This window comes from Jannaschia sp. L-14R (genome assembly GCF_056857695.1).
Genome location: NZ_JBSXNP010000010.1, coordinates 96,300 through 121,037, shown reverse-complemented (window position 1 = coordinate 121,037; position 24,738 = coordinate 96,300). Strand labels below are relative to the sequence as shown.

The following is a 24,738-nucleotide window of genomic DNA, read 5'->3' as shown; positions in this document are numbered from 1 at the left end:
GCAGGCCCGCCCGTTCGGATCTGACGAAGCGTCGATTACTTCAGGATTCCGACTTCCCTGTAGAATCGTTCAGCCCCGGCATGCAGCGGGACGCCAACACCGTTCAACGCGGTCTCCAACGTGATGGAGCTGCCCTTGGCGTGGCCTACGTCCAGCAAAACGCGCGACTGTTCGTTCCACAGTGCCTTGGTGATCTCGTAGATCAGGTCGTCGTCGGCTTTGGCCGATGTGAACCACTGCGCTCCGACCGAAATCGTGCCCGCGCCTGCGACGCCTTCATACGTCCCCTCCGGGATCTCGCTTGCGGCGAAGAAGCCGTATGCGTCGGTCAGCTTGGCGCTTACGTCACCGTCGATCGGAACGATCTTGATGTCGGTGGCTGAGGCCAGTTCGACCACCGCTCCCGTCGGGTACCCGGCAACAGCGAAGAAAGCGTCGATCTGACCGTTACGTAGCGCGTTGGCCGCGTCTGAACCTTTGAGCGCCTCGACCGTGATATCAGCCTGGCTCAGGCCACCGGCCTCCAGGATCAGGTTCGCATCGACATAGGTGCCGGATCCCGGCTCATCCAGCGAAACGCGCTTACCCTTGAGATCCGCGACCGAGTCGATGCCGCTGTCAGCCAAGGCGACCAGATGGATATGCTCTTCGAACAGGGCGGCGATGGTCCGCAGGTCTTCCGCGGGCGGCTCGCCCTCCATGGTGCCGGTGCCGGTATAGGCCCAATAGGCCACGTCCGACTGGGCAAATCCGCTGTCGCGCAAGCCCGAGACGATTGCGTTGATGTTATCGACCGATCCGCGCGACGACACGGCGGAGGCGATCAGCCCCTCGACCCCGCAGCTACCACCCTCGCCGCATTCGCGCGATCCAGGTGGTCTTGAGATCGCGTTGGCGATGACGCCACCGACCGGATAATAGGTGAAAGACGTGCCTCCAGTCCCGATGGTGAAGAACTTGAGGTCCTGCGCGCTGGCAGCCCCCGTCAGCCCGAGGGCCAGTACCGCCGACAGCGCAGCAGTCTTGAATGTGTGGATCATCATCGTCTCCCTGAGTTGAGGTCTTTTCGACCTTTCATGCCGCCACGTTGACCGAGGGGAAGAGGATTGACAACAGCATCCTCGTCACCGCCGCATCGCGATGGCCTGCCCGGCCGCGGCCCCCGAAGACCATGCCCACTGGAAGTTGTAACCGCCCAGCCAGCCGGTTACGTCCACCGCTTCGCCGATGGCGTAAAGGCCCGGAACCGTCCGCGCCTCCATCGTTTTCGACGACAGCGCGGCGGTGTCGATGCCGCCCGCCGTGACTTCGGCCTTGGCATACCCTTCAGTGCCCGACGGTCGGAACGTCAGGTCGGTCAGGATGTCGGCGGCCCGGTCCAGATCGGCGTCGGAGACGTTACCCAGTTCGGTCGTCACCCCGATCCGCGTGGACAGAACATCGGCCAGACGGACAGGCAGATGTTCTGTCAATGCAGCCTTCATGTGCGCGCGCGGCATGCGCTTGCGCGCGGCGCGCAGCTTGCCTGCCGCGTCCGGCAGCACGTTCAGCGACACTGTGTCACCGGGCGACCAATAGGACGACACCTGAAGAATGGCGGGACCGGACAGGCCCTTGTGGGTGAACAACGCCGCCTCCTGAAAAGATCGGCCGCGTGCCCGTGCCGTGGCCGGGCAGGACACGCCCGAAATCTCACGAAAGGGCATGTCATCACCGCCCAGCGTGAACGGCACCAGCGCCGGACGCGGCGCCACGAGCCCCAGCCCGAACTGCCGCGCGATGTCGTAGGCCACGCCGGTCGCACCCATCTTGGGGATGGATGGCCCGCCGGTTGCGATGACCAGTTGCGGCGCGCTGGCCCCGGCGACCCGGAACTGCCCGTCCGCATGGGTGACGGCACCCAGTTGCGTCGACAGCCGAACATCCACTCCGCCGCGAGCGCATTCATCCAGCAGCATCGCCACGATCTGGCGGGCCGATCCGTCGCAGAACAGTTGCCCCAGCGTCTTTTCATGCCAGTCGATGCCATGGCGTTCGACCAGTGCCAGAAAGTCCCACTGCGTATATCGGCTGAGCGCGGATTTCGCGAAATGCGGATTGTCGGACAGGAAGCATTCGGGTTCGGTGCCGGTGTTGGTGAAATTGCAGCGCCCGCCGCCAGAGATCAGGATCTTCTTGCCGGCCTTGTCGGCATGATCCAGCACCAGAACGCGCGCGCCCGCCTGCCCCGCCGTGGCCGCCGCCAGAAGCCCGGCGCCACCCGCGCCCAGAACAATTGCATCATACCGCATGGCGCGCCTTCTAGAACGCGTCATGCGGGGCGGCAATCGTCAGACAATCGGGCGGTGCGTTTATTCCAATGCCGCAGGCAGCCAAAGCGCGATATCGGGCAGCGCGATCAGGGCCGCCACCATCACCAGCATCATCACGACATAAGGGATCGTGCCCAGCATCACCTCGTTCAGCGACCCGGATTTCCGGGCACCCTGCACGACATAGAGGTTCAGGCCGACAGGCGGGGTAATCAGCGCCATCTCGATCAGGACGATCATCAGGATACCGAACCAGATCGGGTCGTAGCCCTGTTCCAGCACCAGCGGCACGATGATCGGGATGGTCACGACCATCAGCGACAGCGTCTCGATGAAGAAACCCAGCACGATATAGAGCACAACTACGACAAGGATCGTGCCCAGCGGCCCCAGACCCATTCCGTCCATGAAGGCCGTGATCTCTCGGCCCAGACCGGCAGAGGCCAGCGTGAAGTTCAGGAACGATGCCCCGATCACGATCAGCATGATCATAGACGTGATCTTGACCGTGCCCAGCAGACTGTCGCGCAGCATCGCGCCGTTGATTCCGCCGAAAAGGGCGGCGATCAGGAACGCACCCGCGACCCCCACGGCGGCGGCTTCAGTCGGCGTGGCCCAGCCGCGATAGATCGAGCCGACGATCAGCCCGAACAGCAGAATGATCGGGCCGAGATCAAGTAGTGCGAGCAGCATCTGCTGGATCGGAAATGTTCTCCGCACGCCGCCCAGCGACGGACGAATGACACATATCAGAACTGTGATTCCCATGAACGCCAGTGCCAGGGCCAGTCCGGGGACCAGACCAGCCAGAAACAGCCGAGGAATCGAGGTCTGCGTCAGAAAGCCATAGACAATAAGGTTTATCGACGGCGGGATCATGATGCCCAGCGTGCCGCCCGCTGCGATGGCGCCGGAGAAGAGTTTGGGGTCATAGCCCAGACGTTCGGCCTGTGGCATGGCGACCGTGGCAACAGTGGCGGCAGTGGCCACTGACGACCCGGATGTGGCGGAGAACATCGTGGCCGTGGCGATATTGGCATGGATCAGGCCACCGGGTAGCCAACTGACCCATCGGTCCAGCGCGGCATAGGTGCGGGTCGCGACGCCGGAGCGGACCAGAATTTCGCCCAGCAGAACGAAGAAAGGTATCGCGATCAGCGTGGCCGAATTGGACGATGACCACACCATGTTGCCGAGACCGCGAGACAGCGGAAAGGACGAAAAGAACGCATCGACGCCGAACCCCAGAAGAAACAGCACGATGCCGACCGGAATCGAGAGGGCCAGAAGCCCCAGCAGCCCGCCGGCGACCGCACCGATCATTGCAGCATCTCCTGCTCGGCGAAGGCACCGATGATGGCCTCGGTCTCCTCGGCGCGACCCCGCAGAACCATGGACAGCGCAAGGCAGGTGACCAGTGCCGAAACCGTTGCGAACCAGATCCAGCCGGCGAACCACGGGATCTGCACCCAGATCAGCGGCGTTTCCAGCGGCGTGTTGGCGCGGCTGCTGTTGGTCAGCGACCGCTCTACCACGGGCCAGGCCTGGATCGCGATGAAGGTGACCGTCGCCGTCAGCACGACCATCGAAAAGATATCGGCCACGGCCTTCAGGCCGGTTCCGCCGCGCGACCGCAGCAGGTCGATGCGGACATGCCCCAACTCCAGTAGGGTATAGGACATGCCCCAGGCGGTCCCGATAGCCATCGCGTAGCCCGCGATTTCATCGGTGCCGCCAAGCGACGAGCCCAGACGGCGGAGGATGATATCGGCCAGCACGAATGCGGCACAGGCCAGTAGCATTGCGCCAGTCGCCAGCGCGACCCAGCGGTTGATGCGCCGCAGCCTGTTGATCCAGATCAGTTCCATCGTCCGGGCCCCCATTCACATCCGGCCCGTCACTCGATCGTGACACCGACAACGGCACCCACGCTTTCGTTCCAGCGCTGTGCCCAATCACCGCCCGCGCGGTCCGCCCATTCCGGCAGAACCTCGGTCGTCAGGATATCGCGCGCTTTCTGGAAATCGGCGTCGGACACTTCGACCAGCGTCATCGACCGAGCCTCGCCCGAGGCACACTCGCCGTTACCGGTCAGGCAGGCGATGTCATTGACCAATGCGCCCTGCGCCGCGGCCCAGGCCGGATCCTCGAAATCGGCCTTGATCGAGGTGCGGATCGCGTCCTGCGTTTCGGCATCGAGGCTGTTCCACTTGTCGAGGTTCATCGCCGTCACGACCGAGTCCCAACCGCCCAGCGGCAGCGGCAGCAGATGGGTCGAGACTTCCCACCATCCGGCGGAATAGCCCGACCCTGCCCCGGTGACCGCACAATCGACGACGCCGTTCTGCAGCGCGCCCGGCACTTCGGCAAAGGACACGTTGACGCCCTCGGCACCGAGGGCTTCCAGCAGTTTGGCGGTCATGCGGCCGGAGGCACGGACTTTCAGACCGGTCAGATCATCCAGCGTGGCGATCTCTCCGTTGCAGAACACGACCTGTGGCGGATAGGGCGCGATCGCCAGCATTTCGGCGTTGAAACGGTCGCGGAAGATGTCGGCGACCATCGGCTTGGCGGCCTCGACCATCGCGCGGGCCTCGTCCGCCGTCAGTGCCACCAGGGGCACATCCAGACCTTCCAGTTCCGGCGCATCGGAAACGGCGTAATCGGCCACGGTCATCGCCACGTCATACACGCCCTGCCCCAGCAGCGGATAGATGTCGCCCAGCCCCAGGTTCATCTGATTGTGCGTCGTCATCTCGACCTCAAGGCCCGGCACTGCGGCAGGCAGGGTCTCGGTCCAGAACGGAGTTTCGTATTGCTGGTTCAGCGGCAGGCTGGACCAGCTGCCGACGACCGAAAGGGTTTGGGCCGCGGCGGGTCCGGCCAGAGCGGTGCCGAGGGCCAGAAGGGTCAGTGTGCTTTTCATGATCTCTCTCCTTGTTGTGGAATATACGTTTCTTGTCTTTATTCAGTGCGGAAGAACGGTGGTTTCCGCGTCCTCCGCCACGTCCGCGATCAGCATGTGGCCGGGGGCGTGCGTTATGCAGACTGCCAGCTTCGCCGCCTGCAACACGTTCTGGGGCGTAACGCCGCAGGCCCAGTAGACCGGCACTTCGTCCGCGCGCACTTCGACCGGTTCACCCCAATCGGGACGGTTCAGATCGCTGATGCCAACACCGACCGGATCGCCCATGCCGATAGGAATGCCGTGGGCCTGCGGAAAGGCGGCGCTGATCCGGTGTGCGTCCTCGACCCGGTCGCGGGCGACGGGGCGCATGGTGACGACCATTTCGCCGCCGAATGGCCCGGCAGGCACAAGTTGCAGCGACGATCGATACATCGGCACCGTCTGATCGCGTTCGATATGCCGCATCGGGATACCGGCCTTCATCAGCGCGTTCTCGAAGGTGAACGAGCAGCCCAGTGCAACGGTCACGAGATCATCGCGCCAGACCGATGTAATATCGGTCACCTCTTCGGTCAGATCACCATGTCGAAACACGCGATAGCGCGGCACATCGGTGCGGATGTCGATATCCCGCCCCAGCGTCGGCAGCATCGGATCGCCGGTCTCGGACACGCCGACGACGGGACAGGGCTTGGGGTTGCGCTGACAGAAGCGCAGGAAATCCAGCGCATGGGCTTCAGGCAGAATCGCGAGATTGCATTGCAGCTTGCCCGCCGCCAGCCCGGCGGTGTGGCGATCATAGCGGCCCGCACGGATGATCGCCCGCAGTTCCTGCGCCGACAACCCGGCAAGATCCGCATGACGAAGCGCGGGTGAGGGCATGGCAAAGACCTCGTTTGAAGCTCCCTGACAGGAGTGTCATGAAGTCGCCATCCGTTCCAACTTTCATTTCTTATATATACTGATCCGCTTTATGGATCATTCCCACTCCAGGCTTCAGCCACGGTCCGGGCCATCGCAGCCCCTGTCTCGGCCAGATGCCGTCGGGGGTCAGCTAGATAGGACGCCGTGAATTCCAACGGCGACGGCTGAAACCCCGGATCGAACTCCTCGATTTCACCCGCGTCGAGCAGACCCCTGGCCAGGGCGCGGGGATAGGGACCGACCGCGACCCCGGCCGCGATCATCTTCAGGCTGGCCGAGAGCGAGGCCGAAGAATAGATCCTTACCGACGGCCCATATCTCCGGGTCAGCATCTCCGACAGTTCCCGAAATGGCCGCGTCTTGGTGGCATAAGAAATCACTGGCACCCGCGCCAGATCGACCTCTTCCGCGCCACTGGCCCTGAACCAGTGCAGATCGAACTGCGGCAAAGCTACATTTTCAACCGTGAACTCGGACACCGGACCCATCAGGAAAGCCAGGTCCAGCCGACGCTCCAACAGCGCCGCCCGCAGGTTGATCGAGATATCGACCGTCAGATCCAGTGTTACCTGAGGATAATCGGCGCTGAACGCCTTGATGAAGGCGGGTAGCCAGCTTTGGGCGATGGTCTCGGACGCGCCGATGCGAAACAGGCCCTGAGTCTCGGCCGGGTCGGAAACGCGCTTGCGGATTTCCTCCTCCACGAACAGCATCTGTTCGGCATAGGTTATCAGCAACTGTCCCTGTCGCGTCAGAACGAAGCCGCCCGGTGCGCGATCGAACAATTGCTGCTGCAATTCCGCCTCGAGCGTGGCGATCCGGGCCGAGACTGCGGGCTGCGAGACGTTCAGGCGCGCGCCCGCCTTGCGAACGCCACCCAGCCGCGCCACCCAAAGGAACGCCCGCAATTGTTCGAGTGTCATCGCTCGACTCTCCGTCTGGTTGGCATTCTGATCGCTGCCGCTGATCTCTCTGCATAAGGCGTCGATGGGCAAAGGTCACCCGATGCACAGCGCGTCGCGGAGCGGGGGAACAAGACGGCTGCATTCTGACAATGCATGTCAGATATGTGATCCCCCGCCGCATAGCATCCTGCCGAATTCCCACGCCCCCGTGCCGCTGCAATGCCATGGGCAAAACGGAAACCGGACGTGCAGACCTCTGGGCAAAGCCAGCCTTCATGGTGACTTGGAAAGCTGAACCGAATAGTCTAGCAGCATGAGAGATTTTCTCTTCTTGTCAGAGGTTCCAATGATGCGCCTGGCCCTTCTTCTGGTGTCGCTCGCCCTGCCCGCTCAGGCGCAGCAAGGCGCCATCCTGCCGGTCGCGACCGTCGCCCCGGTCATCCGGGCCGAGATCGTGGAACAGATTCCCGTCGCCGGATCGCTTGTTCCGCGCAACGAGGTTCTGGTCGTCCCGCAGGTCAATGGATACCCGATCGAAGCCTTACTGGTCGATATCGGCGACACGGTCGCGGCGGGCGACGTGATGGCCCGGCTCGACAGCCGCACATTGCAGGCGCAGGTCATGCAGGCCGAGGCGGAACTGGTCCGCGCCAATGCGGCAGTGGATCAGGCCCGAAGCCAGATCGACAGCGCCGCCGCCACCGCCGATCAGACATCCGCCGCGCGGACCCGCAGCCAGACGTTGCTCGACAACGGCACGACGACCCAGGCGCTTCTGGATCAGGCGGTCGCCGCTGACCTGACCGCGCAAGCCGCGCTGCGCACGGCGCGCGACGGACTGCGGGTGGCGCAGGCACAGGTGCAGCAGGCACAGGCCGCCCGCGATATCGCGATGCTGAACCTCGGGAACGCGACGATACGCGCCAGCGTGGCGGGTATCGTTTCCGCACGCTCCGGTCAGGTCGGCGCCATCGCAGGCAGTACGGGCGAGCCGCTGTTCCGCCTGATCGAGGACGGCGTTATCGAGGTCGAGGCCGAGGTGATCGAAACCGCCCTCGGTCAGGTCAGCGCGGGTGATACCGCACAAATGTCGGTGGCCGGCATCGGTATAGTGCCGGGCAGTGTAAGGCGCATCTCGCCCACGGTGAATGCCGCGAACCGCTTGGGTACTATCCGCATTTCCGTCGACGCCGAAGGTCTGCGTACCGGTCTGTTCGCCAGTGGCTGGATCGTGACAACCCAGCGTGAAAGCTCCACCGTGCCGACGACGGCCGTGCTGACGGATGCGGAAGGCGACTATGTCCTCAAGCTCGACGGGGATACGCTTCTCCGAACGCCTGTAACCGCCGGACTGATCTGGAACGGTCGCCGCGAAGTGCTGGACGGCCTCGCCGATGGCGATATCGTAGTCGCCCGCGCCGGTGCCTTCTTTGCCAACGGCGACCGCATCACCCCGCAAGAGGTTGAATGACATGAACATGTCCACCTGGGCGATCCGCAGGCCCGTTCCTACGATCGCATTGTTCATGGTCCTGCTTCTGCTGGGCCTTGTCGGCTTTTTCCGTCTGCCGGTAACGCAGTTTCCGAACATCGACATCCCGATCATCACCGTTACCGTCTCGCAACCGGGTGCCGCGCCGCTGGAAATCGCCAACCAGATCGTCAAACCCCTCGAAACTGCCATTTCGGACGTTGTGGGGGTGCGTCACGTAACTGCCGTCGCATCCGACAGTTTCTCCGTCCTGACCGTCGAGTTCGAGCTGGAGACCGACACGGACCGCGCCCTGAACGACGTCAAGGACGCCGTCGCCAACGCCCGTGGCGAACTGCCCGACAGCATTCAGGAACCGCTGATCCAGCGTGTCGACGTGACCGGCGCGCCGATCCTGACCTATGCGATCAGCGATCCGACGCGCACCATCGAGGAATTGTCGTATCTGGTCGATGACGTCATAGCGCGCGATCTTGTCGCACGCGATGGTGTCGGCAAGGTCACCCGCATCGGCGGCGGCGAACGCGCCATCGAGGTGGAGCTGGACCCCGACAGGCTGCTGGCACTTGGCCTGACGGCAGCGCAGGTCAACGATCAGTTGCGGGCCACCAACATCGACCTGGGCGGCGGATCGGGCGATCTGGCGGGGCAGGAATATGCGATCCGCACACTGGGGTCGGCGGCGACGGTGGAGGATCTGGCTGCGACTGCGATCCAACTGCCAGGTGGGCGCACCGTGCGTCTGGATGAACTGGGGCGTGTGCTTGACGGCGCTGCCGAGCCGGAGAGTTTCGCCATGGTCGGCGGACAACCCGTCGTCGCCTTTGCGGTCTTCCGGGCCACTGGGAAATCCGACCTGACGGCGGGCGACAACGCCAAGGCCGCGCTTGAGGATATCAAGTCCAATTACCCGAATGCGACCTTCACCCTGATCGACGATGCGACGATCTATACGTCGGGCAACTATAATTCGGCGATGGAGACGCTGTACGAGGGCGCGGCGCTGGCAATCATCGTGGTGTTCCTGTTTCTGCGCAACTGGCGCGCGACGCTGATCACCGCCGTCGCGCTGCCGTTGTCGATCATACCGACCTTTATCGTGATGCAGATGCTGGGCTTCTCGCTCAACACCGTATCACTTCTGGGGATCACGCTGGTGACGGGGATTCTGGTCGACGACGCCATCGTCGAGATTGAAAACATAGTCAGACACATCAACATGGGCAAACCGGCATATGAGGCCACCGAAGAAGCGGCGAGCGAGATCGGCCTGACCGTCATTGCCATCAGCTTCACCATTGTCGCCGTATTCGCACCTGTCAGTTTCATGTCCGGTATCGCCGGGCAGTATTTCCGTCAGTTCGGCCTCACGGTCGCAGTCGCTGTGCTGTTCTCGCTGTTGGTGGCGCGGCTGGTGACGCCGATGATGGCGGCATATTTCCTGCGCGACGCGCCCGAACCCGACGAGGAAAAGGACGGCCTCCTGATGCGCGGCTATATGCACATGCTGCGCTGGACGTTGCACAACCGGGCCATCACGCTGCTGGCCGGGCTGGGCATTTTCGCTATCTCGATCTGGTCGGCGACCCTGCTGCCGACCGAATTCATCCCGCCCTCGGACACCGGACGCGCGCAATTGTCGCTGGAGCTGCCGCCCGGTGCGCGGATGGAGGACACCCGCGCCACCGCCCGAGCCGTGACCGAACGGCTGAAGGGAATTCCCGAAATCGAAGTCGTGTTCGTCAACGGCAAGACGCGTGAAGCGACCGTAACCGTCGGGTTCGGGTCAAAATCGGATCGCGAGCGGTCGAGCTTCGATATCATCGATGATATTGAAGCGCGGGTCGCAGGCTTTCCTGACGTGCGGCTGTTCGTGTTGGGGGAAAACGGCACGCGCGATATCCAGATCAGCGTGTTGGGCGATGACGCCGCAACGACCGGAGCTGCCGCGCGCCGCTTGGCCGAAGCCATGAACGACCTTCCCGAAGTGCGCGGCGCATCGTCCGAGGCATCGCTGGTCCGTCCGGAAATCCAGATCACTCCCCGCCCTGAACTGGCAGCGCAGATGGGCGTGACCGCAGCAGCACTGGCGTCGACAATCCGGATCGCGACCATCGGCGACAGCGAGGACAATGCGGCAAAATTCAATGCGGGCGATCGGCAAATTCCGATTCTGGTGCGACTGGAACGCGACGTGCGCGAAGACCTGTTCCGCATGTCCGGTATCCGCATTCCCAGCAATACCGGTGCGCCTGTGCCTTTGGGCGTGGTGGCAGAAGTTGCACTGGCCACCGGACCGACGCTGGTGGAACGCTATGATCGCCAGTATCGCACCACGGTCGAAGCAGACCTGGAGGGCGATGCCCTGTTGGGCCCTGCGACCGCCGCCGTCACCCGCGTAAGCCAGGAAATCACCTTGCCCGAAGGCACCCGCATCCAGGCGGGCGGCGATGCAGAGATCATGGGCGAGGTCTTTACCCAGTTCGGCCTCGCCATGGGGGCGGGTATTCTCTTCGTTTATGTCGTGCTGGTTCTGCTGTTTTCGTCGTTCCTGACGCCGATCACGATTCTGGCGTCGCTGCCGCTGGCCATCGGAGGAGCGATCTTTGCGCTGTATCTCTACGGTGCTGGCATCGGCCTGTCCGTGGTGATCGGCTTCCTGATGCTGATGGGCATCGTGACAAAGAACGCGATCATGCTGGTGGAATTCGCATTGGAAGCTATCTCGAACGGGTCCAGCCGCGATGCCGCCATTCTGGACGCCGGACACAAGCGGGCGCGGCCCATAATCATGACGACTATCGCGATGACTGCGGGCATGGTCCCCTCGGCATTGGCCCTGGGCGAAGGCGGCGAGTTTCGCGCGCCCATGGCCATCGCGGTGATCGGCGGGCTTTTGCTGTCGACACTGCTGACGCTGATCTTCGTGCCGTCGCTCTTCAGCCTCGTGAACGGCCTGCGCGCCCGAGTGCTGCGGTTGCTGGGGCGGGTGACGAACAGACCGATTGCGACCTGACGCTAAAATATACCGGTCACATCGCGTGGGCTTCGGGCTTTGGACTGACTTTCAGGTTGATCACAAGCAACGCGACGACCGCAACCGCGCCGCCGATATTCAGCACCAGCGAACCGGGCCAGAAGCTGGCGATTCCGGCCACCAGGGACAATGCGCGCATCACCCATCCGAAAGGTCGCTCCATGCAGCCCTGTAACGCGGCCGAAATCGCATAGATTCCCAGCAGCCCGAAAGCGAAGATGCGGAACATTTCGGGCCAGTTGCCTGACAGGAAGGGCGTAAAGGCAAACAGGATCGGCATGATATAAAGACCCTTGGCCAGCTTCCAGCTTGCCATGCCTGTCGCCATTGCCGGGGCCTTGGCAATGGCCGCGGCTGTAAAGGCCGCGAGGGCTACAGGCGGCGTCACATTGCTGTCCTGGCTAAGCCAGAAGACAATCATGTGCGCCGACAACAGCGCCGTCAGCGCGACATCGGCAGGCACCACCAGATCGCGCAGCGGCGCAGCGACTTCCAGTGGCAGGGCGCGGATCAGCGACGTCGCCTCGGGTCGGGTCAAGGTGCGCGCAAGCATCTCGGCCTGTTCGGGCACGCCGAACATCAAAAGCGCGCGCGCCCCGTCGGGCAGATTTCCCGCAACAAGCTGCGCGATGACGAACTGGTCCGCGATCATGCCTGCCAGCGCCGGGGCCGACAGGGTCGCCAGCACGATATAGGCCGCCGTCACCGGCAAGCCCATGCCCAGCACCAGCGAGGCCAATGCCACCAGAACCAGCGCGATCAGGATGTTGCCACCCGACCATGATGCGATCATCAGGCTGAATGTATTGCCGATGCCGGCAGTCGAAATAACGTTGACGATCAACCCGACCGACACCAGCAGAACCGCTGTCAGGATCATGGCGCGTGTGCCCATGACCAGTGCCTCGAACACGGCCCGCGGACCCATGCGCGTCTGGGTAAGCCAACTTGAAGCAACCACGGCGCTGATGCCGAAAACGGCGGCATAGGTCGGCGTATATCCCGCAACCAGAAGGCCGATCAGAAGGGTGATGGGGATCAGGAAACTGGCCCCGCCCTGTTTGAACGCCGACGCCAGTGTCTGACCGTCGGATGACATCGGCGGCAGATTGTTCCGCCGCGCCTCGATCCGCACGAAGAAGGCGACCGACAGGAAATACAGCAATGCCGGGAGGGCTGCGACGGCAACGATCTTTTCATAAGGGATTTGCGTGAAGCTGGCCATGACGAAGGCCCCTGCCCCCATGATCGGCGGCATCAACTGCCCGCCGGTCGAGGCCGCCGCCTCCACGCCGCCCGCGAACCTGGGCGAGAAGCCCGCCTTCTTCATCAGCGGAATGGTGATGACGCCTGTCGAGGCGGTGTTCGCAACCGCGGACCCCGATATCGTGCCGGTCAGACCGCTGGCGATGACGGCGACGATGCCCGGCCCGCCGACAAGACGACCGGCCACGGCACGCGCAAGATTGATCACGAAATCGCCCGCGCCCGAGCGCAGCAGGAACGCACCGAAGATGATGAACAGAAATACATAGGTCGAGGAGATACGTGCGATGGACCCGAACATGCCATCGTCGCCGTAAATCGACCGGAACAGCACCGTTTCGACCTTGAGGCCGGGAAAAGCAAAAATGCCGCCGACGAATTGGCCCCAGAACGCCACATAGGTCAGGGACGCGACGATCAGCAGCGGGATGATCCATCCGGTCAGGCGGCGCGTCAGTTCGATCGCGCCCGCAATGGAGATCAGCGCCGCGATCCAGTCCAGCGTCGAAAGCTTGACGCCCCTGTCATAGATCGCGTTTTCGGCAAGGCTCAGATAGATGGCCGAAGCCGCGACCGCCACACCGAACACGACGTCGAAAATCAGAGCCGCGCGACTTCCCCGGACCAACGGATAATATATGGCAGCAAGCGCGGCGAAACTTGCGAAGTGCAGGGCATTCCGTTCCAGCTCCGACAGGACGGGGTCGAATGCCACATAGATCGCGCCGACCGCGATGGCGAAGCAAAGTATGGACAGGACGCGATGCGGCCAGCCTGTAAAGACGCGCAGCCCCGCGTCGTCGATTTCGACGTCATGTGTCATACCGATACCCCCAAAGTTGAAGCGGCCCGAACCTTGTGGTCCGGGCCGGTCTGGATTGGGATTATTTCGCGATCAGACGGTCCGGAATATCGATGCCGATCTCGGTATAATAACGCGCGGCACCAGGATGCAGCGGCACCGGCAGGCCGGCGATGGCGTTTTCGATCGCCATGGCCTTGGTCGCCGGATGGATCGCCTGCAGGAACGGCAGGTTCTCATAGATCGCCTTGGTGATCAGATAGACGTTCTCCTCGGGCAGATCGGCCGACGTGGCAAGGAAGTTCGGCTGTGCGATAGTCATCACATCCGCGTCCTGACCCGGATATGTCCCGGCAGGAATATTATAGGCTGTCCAGAGTTCGCGTCCGCCATCGGCCTTGGCCATCTGTTCTTCGGTGAAGCCCAGCAATGTCACGCTGTCGCCTGCGCTTGCCATCAACTGACTGATCGCGCCGACCGGAACGCCGGCAGGTGTGCCGATGCCCTTGACCTGACCATTCTGCAATGCCTCGGCCGAGGGACCATAGCCGCCATAGACAAGCTCGTAATCACTCTCGATGTCGATGCCGAGGCCGGCCAGCAGTGCCCCGTTCGACCCGATGGTGCCCGAGTTCTGGCTGCCCAGTGCCATCGCCTCGCCTTTCAGCGCGACAAGATCCTCGACGGTGCCGGTGGTGGCCGCATCGGAGGCGACGACAAAATGCTCGACGTTCTGCCACAGCATGGTGACCGACCGCAGATTCTCCTGCTTGCCGACCTCTTCCAGCGGGCCGGTGCCGGTTGCGGCATAATACCCATAGAGGCCCTGAAGAATGCCGAACTGCGCCTCGCCTTCACGGATAAGACGCACGTTTTCGCCCGATCCGGCCGAACTGATGGCCGCCATGCCTATGCCTTCGGACGGCTCCAGCTTGACCTTGACCAGCGTGGCCAGCGCGACGCCGACCGGATAATAGGTGCCGCCCGTCGATGCGGTAGCCAGAATATAGCTGGCCTCCTGTGCGTGGACAGGCGCGGCCGCGGCAAAGGCGACCGATGCCGCAAGCGCGGCCCCGATGAGATGTTTCATGATAGTCCTCCCTTGATCGGCCCCATGCGGGGCCTTGGGCGCAGCTTTGCACATCCGCTGCCGTCCCGTCATGAGGCAATCCGCATGATCCTGCGGGGCGCTCTGCGGATTTCCGCAGGGTTTGCCCGATGGGGTCAGTCCAGCAGGGCGTCCTTGTCCAGTCCCAGCTTCACGATCTTTTCGTTCAGCGTGCGCCGACCGATGCCCAGCGCCTCGGCCACGGCGTCCATACGCCCCTGATGCGTGCGCACTGCCTGCGCGATCAGCGTCGCCTCGAACCGGGCGACGGCTCCGCGCAGATTTCCCGACACCTCCTCGCCGCCGTCGTCGACGCGCAGGGCATCGGCCACCGTCCCGGCTCCGCGCCGCGCCGCCAGCACGCGCCGTTCGGCGACATGGCGCAATTCCCGGATGTTGCCGGGCCAGGTGTGCGAGGCCAGCGCGGCGATATCCTCGGGCGTCACGTCGGGTGTCGCGACCTCGTAGGTTTCGGCCATCGCCCTCAGGAAATGCTCGAACAGAAGGACGACATCGCCCCCCCGGTCGCGCAGCGCCGGAAGCGACAACTGAAACGTATTGAGGCGATAGAGAAGATCGGGGCGAAAACTCTCCGCCTCGACCTGCGCCGCCAGATCCTCGTTCGTGGCGGCGACGATGCGCACATCGGTCCGCAACTCCTCGTCGGCGCCCAGCGGCAGCACCTCACCGGTTTCGATCGCGCGCAGCAACTGGGCCTGCGCCGGCAAGGGGCAGGCCGCGATCTCGTCCAGGAACAGTGTGCCGCCGTCGGCCCGTCGCAGATGTCCCAGTGTGACCCCGGCGCGCCCGAAGACCTGTTCCTCGAACCGCGCAGGGTCCAGCGTCGCACAGTTCAGCGACACGAACGGCCCATCGCGACGAGGTCCCAACCGGTGCAGTGCGCGGGCCACCAGCTCCTTGCCGGTGCCGGTCGCGCCGGAAATCAGCACCGTGCCATCCGTCGCCCCCAGATCAACGATCCGGTCGCGAAGGGACACGATCTGCGGATCCTGGCCCAGAAGCACGCGGTCCAGCCCCGAAAGGTTGACCAGCTCGTCGCGCATCCGGCGGGCCTGACCGGCAAGGCGATGGGCTTCTGCGGCATGACGCAGAACGGTCAGCAGACGGCGGGGTTCAAACGGCTTTTCCAGAAACGAATAGGCCCCTTTCTGGATCGCATCGACCGCCATCGGAATGTCGCCATGTGCCGATATCAGGATCAGCGGCTGATCGTCCGGCCCCGACAGACGGGCCAGAAGATCGAGACCGGACAGACCCGGCATGCGCACGTCCGACAGGACGACATCGGGCTGCAATGTCTCGATCCGGCGCAGGGCGACCTCGGCATCCGCGAACCCCGCCACCGTCCAGCCCACACGGCCCAACAGATGGGTCAGCGAATTGCGCATTTCCTGATCGTCGTCGATGACGATGACGCTATAGCTTTCGGTCACGCGGGGACCTCCGATCCGGCAGACGGCAGCATGACGGTAAAGCAGGCCCCCCCATCGGGCCGGTCCGAGGCTTCGATCCGTCCGCCCATGTCATTCACGATCTGTGCCGAAATGGCGAGACCGAGCCCCATGCCCCGCCCGGAGGCCTTGGTGGTGAAAAACGGCTCCTGCAGATCGCCGATATCACGACCCGCAAGGCCCGAACCGGTATCCTTGATCCGAAGCCGGGCGTCGGAACCGACGCGATCCAGGATGATTTCGATCCGTCGTTCGGACGCACCCTCGACAGCGTCGATGGCATTGCGCAGCAGGTTGACGATCACCTGTTCGACTGTTGGCTGGTTGCCAATGGCTGTGACCGGTCCGTCGGCTGTGATGTCGATCTCGACGTCTATCCGTGCCGCGTCGTGCCACAACAGGTCAAACGCGCCATCGACCGCGGACCGGAGTTGGAACGGCACGGAGACGTCGCGATCCTTGCGTCCGAAAAAGCGCAGCTGGTCGACGATGCGCTGCATCCGATCGACCAGTCCCGAAAGCTGAGGTGCGAGCTGCCCCGGCACGGCGTCCTGCGCGATCTCCTCGGACACGATATAGTTGCGCATCGCCGAAATCGGCTGGCCAAGCTCGTGTGTGATCGACGCCGACATCTGCCCGAGGGCTGCCAGCCGGTTTTGCCGGGCCAGTTCCTTTTGCGCCAGTCCAAGGCGCGCCTCGGCGGTCCGACGGTCCTCGATCTCCTGCGTCAGACGTTCGCGGTCGGCATTGGAGACGGACAGCGCGGCGCGCAGTTGTGCCGACCGGAACACCGTGGCCAGGATCGTCAGCGCCAGCAGCCCCGCCGTGATCAGCGCCACGAACAGCAGCGCCCGCGTTCGGATGCCCCGAAGGTCCGACAACAGGTAGACGGTCCAGTTTTCACTGGACACCTGCGCCGTGGTCCTAAGGTAGCTGGTGCCGTCTAATTCGATCCGGTTATCGCTCAGGGCCCGCCAGTCCAGCAGGCGCAGCGGAACGTCGCCGAACTGCCTGCGTTCTTCCAGGGTTTGCCTGTCGAAGGCCGACAGCGGCGATGTCAGACCGAAGATCAGGTCGGAGCGTGAACTTGCGATGACCACACCCTGTTCCGTCGTCACCAGAACAAGCGCGCCACTGTCGGACAGGGTCCGGTTCAGACCGTCGAGGCTTACTTTCACGACCACAGCCCCGAAAACCTTACCAGTCGCATCACGCACGGGTTCCGCGATGAAATAACCGGGTCGCCCGGTGGTCACACCCACCGCATAGAAGCGGCCTGTGCGACCGGCGATGGCATCGCGAAAATATGGGCGGAAGGTATAATATTTGCCGACAAGGCTGTCGGGTTCAGCGTAGTTCGACGCCGCGATCGTCTGACCGTCGATATCCATCAGGAACACGAACTCCGCGCCGGCACGGTCTGCGATCCGATCAAGCTCCCGGTTGAGGACGGTGGGATCGTCGCGCCGGATAGCGTCGAGTACGATTGGGTTGATGCTGACCACGAAGGGCAGATGCAGCAGACGTTCCAGGGAGTCGTCGATGGTCTGCGCGAAGAATTGCGCCCGGTTCGGACCCCGGTCGACCTCGGCCCGCAGAAAGACGGCATGTAGCAGAAGATAAAACCCGCCTGTCAGAGCCAGGATCGCGACAAGGACCAGTGCGGACCGGCGAGATCCGGGGATGTTGGGGCGGCGCAGGTCCTGAAATACGCTCACGATGGAAAAGGCGCCGGACCGAGATCCAAGGCGATGCGCAGACAGGAGCGTTGTGCGAGACGCATTCGTAAGAAATCCGGATTTCTATGGCTTCAGGCGGTGATCTGCAGGTGATGCCGCATACGGCACCCGGTTGTCATGTGGAAACCTGAATATGCAGGTGGACCACAGGCATATCATTCCTGCCCATCGAAAAGCTGGAGACCGAGGTCGCAACGCGCTTTGCACCGGACATGCGGCCGCACCCCCGCGCGATGCCCGCCGTCAGATCGACCGCTGGCCGCATCGCGACACATTGCGTCCACCTCGGTCATGCGGGCGCGACCTTTGTTATCGCGCCCGTCACTGGCGTCTGAAACGCCGGTCAGCCCACCTCGAACCAGGTGCGCATTCCCGCCACCTGATGCCCCAGCATGTGGCAATGCAGCAGCCACTTGCCGGGGTTGTCGGCATTGAAGGCGATCTCTACCACCTCTTCCGGGGCCACGAAAACGGTGTCCCGTCGGTCTCTATATGCATCGGGCTGTCCGTTGCGCGTCAGGATCTCGAAGTGATGCCCGTGCAGATGAATTCCGTGCGGCCAACTGGTATCGTTGCGCAGCGTCACATGCACCGTACGGCCCCTCGGTGCGCGGAATGCAGGGTTTTCCATGTCGCCCGCGATGCCGTTGAAAGCCCAGGCCCGCTTCGCCGCGACCAGTTGGCGGAAGTCACTCTCAACCCCGTTCAGACGCGCCCCGCGCATACTTCCCATCGCGCCGCCTTCCATCAAGATCTCTTCGCGCTGAGCATTTTTCAGGTCGAGCGCATGATCCATTGTCATCGGAAGCGGACGGACAGGTCCTTCGATCGCGGGCACCGGGGCCGTGTCGGAATAGGCCAGCGCCGCAACCTGCACCCACTGATTGCGACCGGCATCTACCATCAGCGCAGCCTTCGAGCCGGGTTTGCCTGTGCAGTCGATGACAATGTCTGCCCGTTGCGCCGGGGCAAGCACGATCTGTCCTGTTGCGCGGGGCGCGACGGGGTGCCCGTCCAGCGCGATCAGCGTCGCATCGTGCCCCTCGATCCTCAGCGGCATGATCCGCGCCGTCGCCGCATTGATCAGACGCAGGCGAAGCCGCTCGCCCGCATTTACCTCAAGCTCCGCGTCGCTGCGACCGTTGACTGTCACGACATTGCCCTGCCGCCCGCCATGGGCCCAATCGCGAATATCGCCGAAGCTGGCCTCTTCAATGGCACCGCTCGCCTCCAGCCGCCAATCGGTCAGCATAACGGTCATCTCGCGGGTCGCAGCCCCATCCTGCCCGGTCCATGGCTCCGCTTCCTCGACGATCAGCGGACCGGCAAGGCCACGGGCAACCTGCTCCCACGAGCGGTCATGCGAGTGATACCAATAGGTGCCCGGATCGGGGGCGATGAAATCGTAGTCGAAGGTATCGCCGGGCTGCACCGGGTCCTGGGTCAGACCAGCCGCACCGTCCATCGCATTGTCGATGCGGATGCCGTGCCAGTGAACCGCCGTCGGTTGCGGCAGCCCGTTCGACAGTCGGCGCTGAACGCGCTCGCCCTCGCGAACACGGATTTCAGGGCCCGGTATCGTCCCGGCGCTGCTCTCAGACCCATAGGCCCAGACGTCGGTCAGGTCATTGCCGTCAGGCGCGATCTGCGCCGTCGCAGGCCCGGCAAAAAGCACAGGCATTGTCGCGGCGCGGGCGACGCGAGGCAGCGCGGGAATAACCAACGCGGCGGACGCGCTTGCCAGAAGGGATCGTCGGGTCAAGGATATCATGAGATTGCTCGATGTGTTGTGTGATCAAAGGTTTACCTGCGGCGTGATCGTTATAACGATCCTCGCCGTGACGTTCAGGAAGAGGCCGGCGACGGCCTCCTCCCGTTCTATGGATCAAAGCCGGTTCAGACCCGCCACCAAGGCGAGAAAGACCCGGATCAGCCCCCTGCGATGCAGAAACCAGACATCAGCCCGCAAAAGGATCGGCGGTTCCAGCGCGATAGAAAAACTGACCCGCACTGGCCGTGCCGCCGAAAGCGATCACGTCGAAACGCGTGGCAGGGTCGTTCCCCATACCAGGCGACCCCATATGGTCCCTGTCAGTGTGGTGACTGCCAGAAGTGTCAGGAAATGACGGCGGTGAGCCATGGATCGCTCCTCTTATCGAAAGCGCATGCAAAGAGCATGCTTCTGAAGTATCGAAAGTGACGCCTCAGGCTTTCGGAGGATCGGGGAGGATGTTCGGCAGAACGCTCGCCGGAGCACGCGCTTGGGCCATGCGATAGTTCAGCCTGCGCACCGTATCATCGACGGTCAAGCGCGCAGGGACATATGCCAGGTAGCACAGACATGACGCCGCCGCACGTTCCGGAACAGATTCACAACAGGTCGACGCATCGGCGACTTTCACATCGTGCGTACGAAACGATTCAGCGGCATCATGCCCTTGGTCGAAGCGCACGTTGCCTGAACTGAACCCGCCTGCAGCAAACAGCGCAAACGCCAGGAGAAGAGAGAGCATCAACCTCATCCCAGACTACCTAGCCAGAGCATAACCGTCCATCAAGGCCGATTGTCTCGATTACACTGCGGCTATTTGCCTTCGGCACTCACGATGAGCATCGCCGCACCGAACCCGAACTGTCGACGCTTCCTGCCGATCAGCGCGGAATTTGCCGCAACATATCGAAAAGCCCGATGCTTCGCCGATGGAACGAGGAAGGATAGCTATCCAGACGCTCTGGCATCGGAAAAGGAAAGCAGACGTCTGGTCTTTTCGTCCCACAGATGCAGCCGCGCATTCGAAAGACTTTCCCGGATCGTCATTCGGTTACCGATGGAAAGAACCGCGTGGTCACGCAGCACGTCGGGCAGACGATAGAAGGGAATGCGGCTGTAGAGATGGTGGACGTGATGAATGCCGATATTCGCGCTCAGCCATTGCAGGGGCGATGGGAGGACATAGTGCGAACTTCCGTGCAGGGCGGCGTCATGCAGGTTCCAGTCCTCTTCCTTACACCAATGCGTGGTCTCGAACTGGTGCTGCACGTAGAACAGCCAGACACCGGCCGTCGCGGCCAGCAAGGTCGAGGGGACGAAGATCAGCAGGATCGGCATCAGGCCGCCAAAATAGAAAATCACCAGCAAGGCGGTCAGGATCAAGGCGTTGGTATACATCGCGCTGGCCCAGTATCTGGCTTTGGCCATCAGCCCAAGGGGCAGGCGGTTCTGAAGGAAGAACAGATAGCCTGGACCAAGGCCGAACAGGACGATGGGATGGCGGTAAAGTCGGTAGACCAGCCGCTTGACCGGAGTCAGATCCTGATATTCCGCAACTGTCAGTGTATGAACATCGCCAATCCCACGCCGTCCAAGGTTGCCCGAGGAACTGTGGTGAATGGAATGTGTGCGCCGCCAGACGTCGTATGGCGTCAGCGTCAGGACCCCGATTCCGCGTCCGAGCCAGTCCCCCATGGTCCGGCTCTTGAAAAAGGCACCATGCCCGCAGTCATGCTGGATCGCGAACAGGCGCAACAGGAAAGCCGCGTTGCACAGCGATATGGCAAGCGTCAGCCAGAGACTGACAGACAACGACAGCCACGCCAAACCCCATAAGATTACGAAAGGCCCTAACGTGACCGCAAGCTCGAACAGGCTGCGCAGCGTACTGGGTTCGCGATAACCCGAGAGAACCTTGACCCAATCCCGCGCGCTCGCAATGTCTGGATTTTGCTGGGTATATTCGGAATGATCGACCATATGCCTGCTTTTCTTGTTGTAAGCGCCCTCGATAGGGACAAGCGCCGTTGGGGCGATTGGTGACGCCGTTGACCGGGACTGTCGCGAGGAATGGCAAGGCCGTTCTCAAACCGCCGATCCTGCTCGGGCCTCCGGTGTCGACAGAGTAGCGTCCTTCAATGCACAATTCGGGGCGGTTTTCCATGCTTAATCGTGAGGTGAACCATGGGTAAGCCGCGCTGCGGGCGGTCCCGCGACGGTTAAACGACAATCAGATCTAGGGTAATTCCCGATCGTGTCCGGGAACGCTACATTGTTCCAGAGGAGCCGTTTCCTGCGTTTCGCAGGTCGCGGACACAAGACGACGATGCAGACAATCGCCGCCCGGAAGATCGGGCGGTCCGTAATCCGGATCAGCCCCAGGCTACGAGAGACGGCGCCAAGGCGACCGGGGCCGGTTCGACGGTTGCAATGTTGACAGCTTCCGACCCAAATGATCGCCAGTCGGCTTTGCTCTCCGGGACGCCGCACCCCGAAGGGGGCGACAACCCGCAAATTGCATAATGGTAATACCGGCTCCACGCGAATATCGGGATGGGTTCCCAACTTCATGTCATCGGGCGGGATAGTCCTGCCCCGGACAAGGAGACATGAGATGAAACGCAATACATTGAAGATCGCCGCAGCCGCAGGACTGGTCACCGCCGAAGATCGACGAACGCCCCATTTGCGCGACACGCGTGTCCCCTGCTATCTGGCCTGCTAAACCGCCCCTATGACAATCATGCCCGAACTCGACAACAGGACCGCCCGAAGGATTTTCCTCGAACGACACGGACTGGCCGACACGACATCCGGCACCGGCAAGGGCCAGGATCTACAGCAGGTCATTGACCGTCTTGGCTTCGTGCAAATTGATTCGATCAATACGGTCGCTCGCGCCCATCACATGATATTGCATGCGCGCAGACCGGCGTATCGTCCACCGAATCTTCACAGCCTGCATGATCGCGACAGGGGTATCTTCGAACACTGGACCCATGACGCCAGCATGATCCCTATGCAGCATTTCCCTCACTGGAAACTCCGCTTCCGACGATACGAGGCGCAGTTTGAACATCGCTGGCGTCGTGACGGATACGACGACAAACTGGATGCGGTCCTGCGGCGCATCTTGGATGAAGGACCGTGCTGTTCCGCAGATGTGGGATTGGACGAAGCGCGATCATCAGGTGGCTGGTGGGACTGGCACCCCTCCAAAATGGCGCTCGAATATCTTTGGCGCATCGGTCGTCTTGCCGTCACGCGCCGCGAAGGGTTTCGCAAGGTCTACGACCTGACCGAACGCGTCATTCCGGCAAAACATCTGACCGCAGTCCCTACCAAAGAGGAGACGGTCGACTGGGCGTGTCGCACCGCGCTCGATCGGCTGGGCTTCGCGACGCCCGGCGAAATGGCGGCATTCTGGGATTTGATCAAACCGTCCGAAGCCAGACACTGGTGCGCCAGGGCGCAGGCGCGCGGAGAGATTGTCGAGGGCAGGATCACCCAAGCCGACGGACGTCTGCGGAGCAGCTTTCTGCCGGTTGCGTCCCTTGACGATATCCCGGTTCGGCCCCCGTCCCGCCTTCGCATTCTCAGCCCGTTCGATCCGGCCCTGCGCGACCGGAAACGTGCGGACCGGCTCTTCGGTTTTTCCTACCGGATCGAGATTTTCGTTCCCGAGGCGAAGCGCCGCTACGGCTATTACGTTTTTCCGATCCTGGAAGGCGACCGCCTGGTGGGGCGGATAGACATGAAGGCCCTGCGTAGCAGCAACCGCCTGCACGTCAGGGCGCTCTGGCCGGAACGGAACGTCCGCTACGGTGTCGGTCGTTTGGCAAAGCTCGATACTGCGCTCGCCCGATGCGCACGGCTGGCCGGCGTAAGCGATGTGACCTATGAACGGGATTGGCTTCGCGACACCGCTCCGGCGTGAATCTGCGTCAGCAGCGCGTTCCTGATCTGTTTCCGCCGGATCGGCGCACCGGAGTGCAGACCAAGCGCAGCGGCCGCCGCAAAATGACCTGCGTGCATCTGCCCGGATCGGGACGCATGCCCCGCACTGCCTGTTCCGATTTTCGCCTGAGTCAGGTGAATTTCCGGAACAGCCCGGTCTGGTCGAACATCTCCTCAAGCTGTTGCATACGCTGCTTGCGGTCCGACCAGTTGACGTCCTGGGCGGAGGCGATGAGCGATTCAACCAGCAGAAGCGTCGTTACCGCCGAGTCCCAGGCCGAGGGCACCACGATCCTGCTGCCGAAGCAGACCTCGGCATAGGCGTTGACCGGCGACCGCCATTGGTCGGTAAACAGCACGATGCGGGCCCCGCGACGATGCGCCATCTCGGCCAGTTTCAGGGTGTTGTTCTCGTATCGCCGTATGTCGAAGATGACGAAGACGTCGCCTTCGGCAAGATCCAGCAGATAATGCGGCCAGGCATTCGATGTCGACTGAATGTGCGTCACGCCGGGACGCATCATCTGAAGGTGCAGGAACAGATATTCCGCCAGCGTATGCGTGACCCGTCCGCCGACGATGTAAAGCGCGTGCCCGGTATCGGCGATGAGCGCGCAGGCCCGGTCGAATTCATCCGGGTCGACCTGCGCAAGCGTGTGGCGAATGTTGTCGATCGCAGCGCCGGTAAACCGGTTCAGAACATGGCCGGAGGACGCGCCTTCGGTCCAGGTATCGTGCTTTGCGATAGGTCCCTCGACCTTAGACTTCATTTCGTCCCGAAGGGCGCGCTGGAAATCGGCATAGCCTTCGAACCCCAGCTTTCGGATCATCCGCACAACCGTCGGAGCAGAAACCTCAGCATCCTTCGCCAGGGCCGCGAGGGGGCCCAGGCCGGAGACGGGATAATTTTCAAGAATCGCCTGCGCCAACTGCCGCTCGGCCCGCGTAAGGCGGTCGATGTGTTGATGTATCCTGTCGGAGATCGTCGCAAGCGGCTCGGTCATGCGCATAATCCTGATGCAATTTGTTACAGAGGTTATCAATC

The 24,738-nt window shown here is 62.7% G+C and carries 18 protein-coding genes; 3 read left to right on the top strand and 15 right to left on the bottom strand.

All coding sequences use genetic code 11. The annotated features are described in order from the left end of the window. Positions 1-35: 35 nt before the first annotated feature. From AC13C2_RS08935 to AC13C2_RS08905, 7 genes are all read right to left on the bottom strand, one after another. Entirely contained in the window at positions 36-1,040 is a 1,005-nt protein-coding gene (locus AC13C2_RS08935; RefSeq protein ID WP_092763858.1) for a TAXI family TRAP transporter solute-binding subunit, read from the bottom strand. A gap of 84 nt (positions 1,041-1,124) precedes the next feature. Continuing rightward, entirely contained in the window at positions 1,125-2,291 is a 1,167-nt protein-coding gene (locus tag AC13C2_RS08930; protein WP_482886593.1) for a BaiN/RdsA family NAD(P)/FAD-dependent oxidoreductase, read from the bottom strand. A gap of 60 nt (positions 2,292-2,351) precedes the next feature. Then, complete coding sequence (locus AC13C2_RS08925; RefSeq protein WP_482886592.1) at positions 2,352-3,635, bottom strand: TRAP transporter large permease; 1,284 nt, start codon at positions 3,633-3,635, stop codon at positions 2,352-2,354. Beyond that, positions 3,632-4,180 carry a TRAP transporter small permease subunit gene (locus AC13C2_RS08920; protein WP_482886591.1) on the bottom strand — a complete coding sequence of 183 codons (549 nt, stop codon included), beginning with the start codon at positions 4,178-4,180 and terminating at the stop codon, positions 3,632-3,634. Before AC13C2_RS08920 ends, AC13C2_RS08925 begins: the two co-directional genes overlap by 4 nt. 29 nt (positions 4,181-4,209) lie before the next feature. Further along, positions 4,210-5,238: a TRAP transporter substrate-binding protein gene (locus AC13C2_RS08915; RefSeq protein ID WP_482886590.1), complete on the bottom strand. Its 1,029-nt coding sequence runs from the start codon at positions 5,236-5,238 to the stop codon at positions 4,210-4,212. Positions 5,239-5,280: 42 nt separating this feature from the next. Further along, positions 5,281-6,102: a putative hydro-lyase gene (locus AC13C2_RS08910; protein ID WP_482886589.1), complete on the bottom strand. Its 822-nt coding sequence runs from the start codon at positions 6,100-6,102 to the stop codon at positions 5,281-5,283. 89 nt (positions 6,103-6,191) lie between these two features. Beyond that, a complete protein-coding gene (locus tag AC13C2_RS08905) occupies positions 6,192-7,067 on the bottom strand; it encodes a LysR family transcriptional regulator (protein ID WP_482886588.1) in 876 nt (291 codons plus the stop codon). A gap of 328 nt (positions 7,068-7,395) precedes the next feature. Between AC13C2_RS08905 and AC13C2_RS08900 the strand changes: the two genes are divergently transcribed. Further along, complete coding sequence (locus tag AC13C2_RS08900) at positions 7,396-8,520, top strand: efflux RND transporter periplasmic adaptor subunit (protein ID WP_245737614.1); 1,125 nt, start codon at positions 7,396-7,398, stop codon at positions 8,518-8,520. Position 8,521: 1 nt separating this feature from the next. Continuing rightward, positions 8,522-11,557 carry an efflux RND transporter permease subunit gene (locus AC13C2_RS08895; RefSeq protein WP_482886587.1) on the top strand — a complete coding sequence of 1,012 codons (3,036 nt, stop codon included), beginning with the start codon at positions 8,522-8,524 and terminating at the stop codon, positions 11,555-11,557. A gap of 16 nt (positions 11,558-11,573) precedes the next feature. Here AC13C2_RS08895 and AC13C2_RS08890 read toward each other — a convergent pair whose 3' ends face one another. The 7 genes from AC13C2_RS08890 to AC13C2_RS08860 all read right to left on the bottom strand — a co-directional run bounded on the left by AC13C2_RS08890 (position 11,574) and on the right by AC13C2_RS08860 (position 21,716). Then, positions 11,574-13,667, bottom strand: a complete 2,094-nt coding sequence (locus AC13C2_RS08890) for a TRAP transporter permease (protein WP_482886586.1) — start codon at positions 13,665-13,667, stop codon at positions 11,574-11,576. A 61-nt stretch (positions 13,668-13,728) separates the two neighbouring features. Continuing rightward, on the bottom strand, positions 13,729-14,736 hold the full coding sequence (locus tag AC13C2_RS08885; RefSeq protein WP_482886585.1) for a TAXI family TRAP transporter solute-binding subunit: 1,008 nt from the start codon (positions 14,734-14,736) through the stop codon (positions 13,729-13,731). Between the two features lie 134 nt (positions 14,737-14,870). Next, positions 14,871-16,208, bottom strand: a complete 1,338-nt coding sequence (locus tag AC13C2_RS08880) for a sigma-54-dependent transcriptional regulator (RefSeq protein WP_482886584.1) — start codon at positions 16,206-16,208, stop codon at positions 14,871-14,873. Further along, entirely contained in the window at positions 16,205-17,944 is a 1,740-nt protein-coding gene (locus tag AC13C2_RS08875) for a sensor histidine kinase (RefSeq protein WP_482886583.1), read from the bottom strand. The genes AC13C2_RS08880 and AC13C2_RS08875 overlap by 4 nt, the downstream gene beginning before the upstream one ends. Positions 17,945-18,308: 364 nt before the next feature. Further along, entirely contained in the window at positions 18,309-19,736 is a 1,428-nt protein-coding gene (locus AC13C2_RS08870; protein ID WP_482886582.1) for a multicopper oxidase family protein, read from the bottom strand. 433 nt (positions 19,737-20,169) lie between these two features. After that, positions 20,170-20,487, bottom strand: a complete 318-nt coding sequence (locus AC13C2_RS08865) for a hypothetical protein (RefSeq protein ID WP_424338190.1) — start codon at positions 20,485-20,487, stop codon at positions 20,170-20,172. Between the two features lie 197 nt (positions 20,488-20,684). Beyond that, positions 20,685-21,716 carry a fatty acid desaturase gene (locus AC13C2_RS08860; RefSeq protein ID WP_092763568.1) on the bottom strand — a complete coding sequence of 344 codons (1,032 nt, stop codon included), beginning with the start codon at positions 21,714-21,716 and terminating at the stop codon, positions 20,685-20,687. Positions 21,717-22,479: 763 nt separating this feature from the next. Between AC13C2_RS08860 and AC13C2_RS08855 the strand changes: the two genes are divergently transcribed. Further along, positions 22,480-23,673 (top strand): winged helix-turn-helix domain-containing protein, encoded by a 1,194-nt coding sequence (locus AC13C2_RS08855; protein WP_482886581.1) that lies wholly within the window; start codon positions 22,480-22,482, stop codon positions 23,671-23,673. A 151-nt stretch (positions 23,674-23,824) separates the two neighbouring features. On the opposite strand, the gene AC13C2_RS08850 is transcribed toward AC13C2_RS08855, so the two are convergent. Then, positions 23,825-24,697: a MurR/RpiR family transcriptional regulator gene (locus tag AC13C2_RS08850; RefSeq protein WP_092763572.1), complete on the bottom strand. Its 873-nt coding sequence runs from the start codon at positions 24,695-24,697 to the stop codon at positions 23,825-23,827. Between the last annotated feature and the right edge of the window lie 41 nt (positions 24,698-24,738).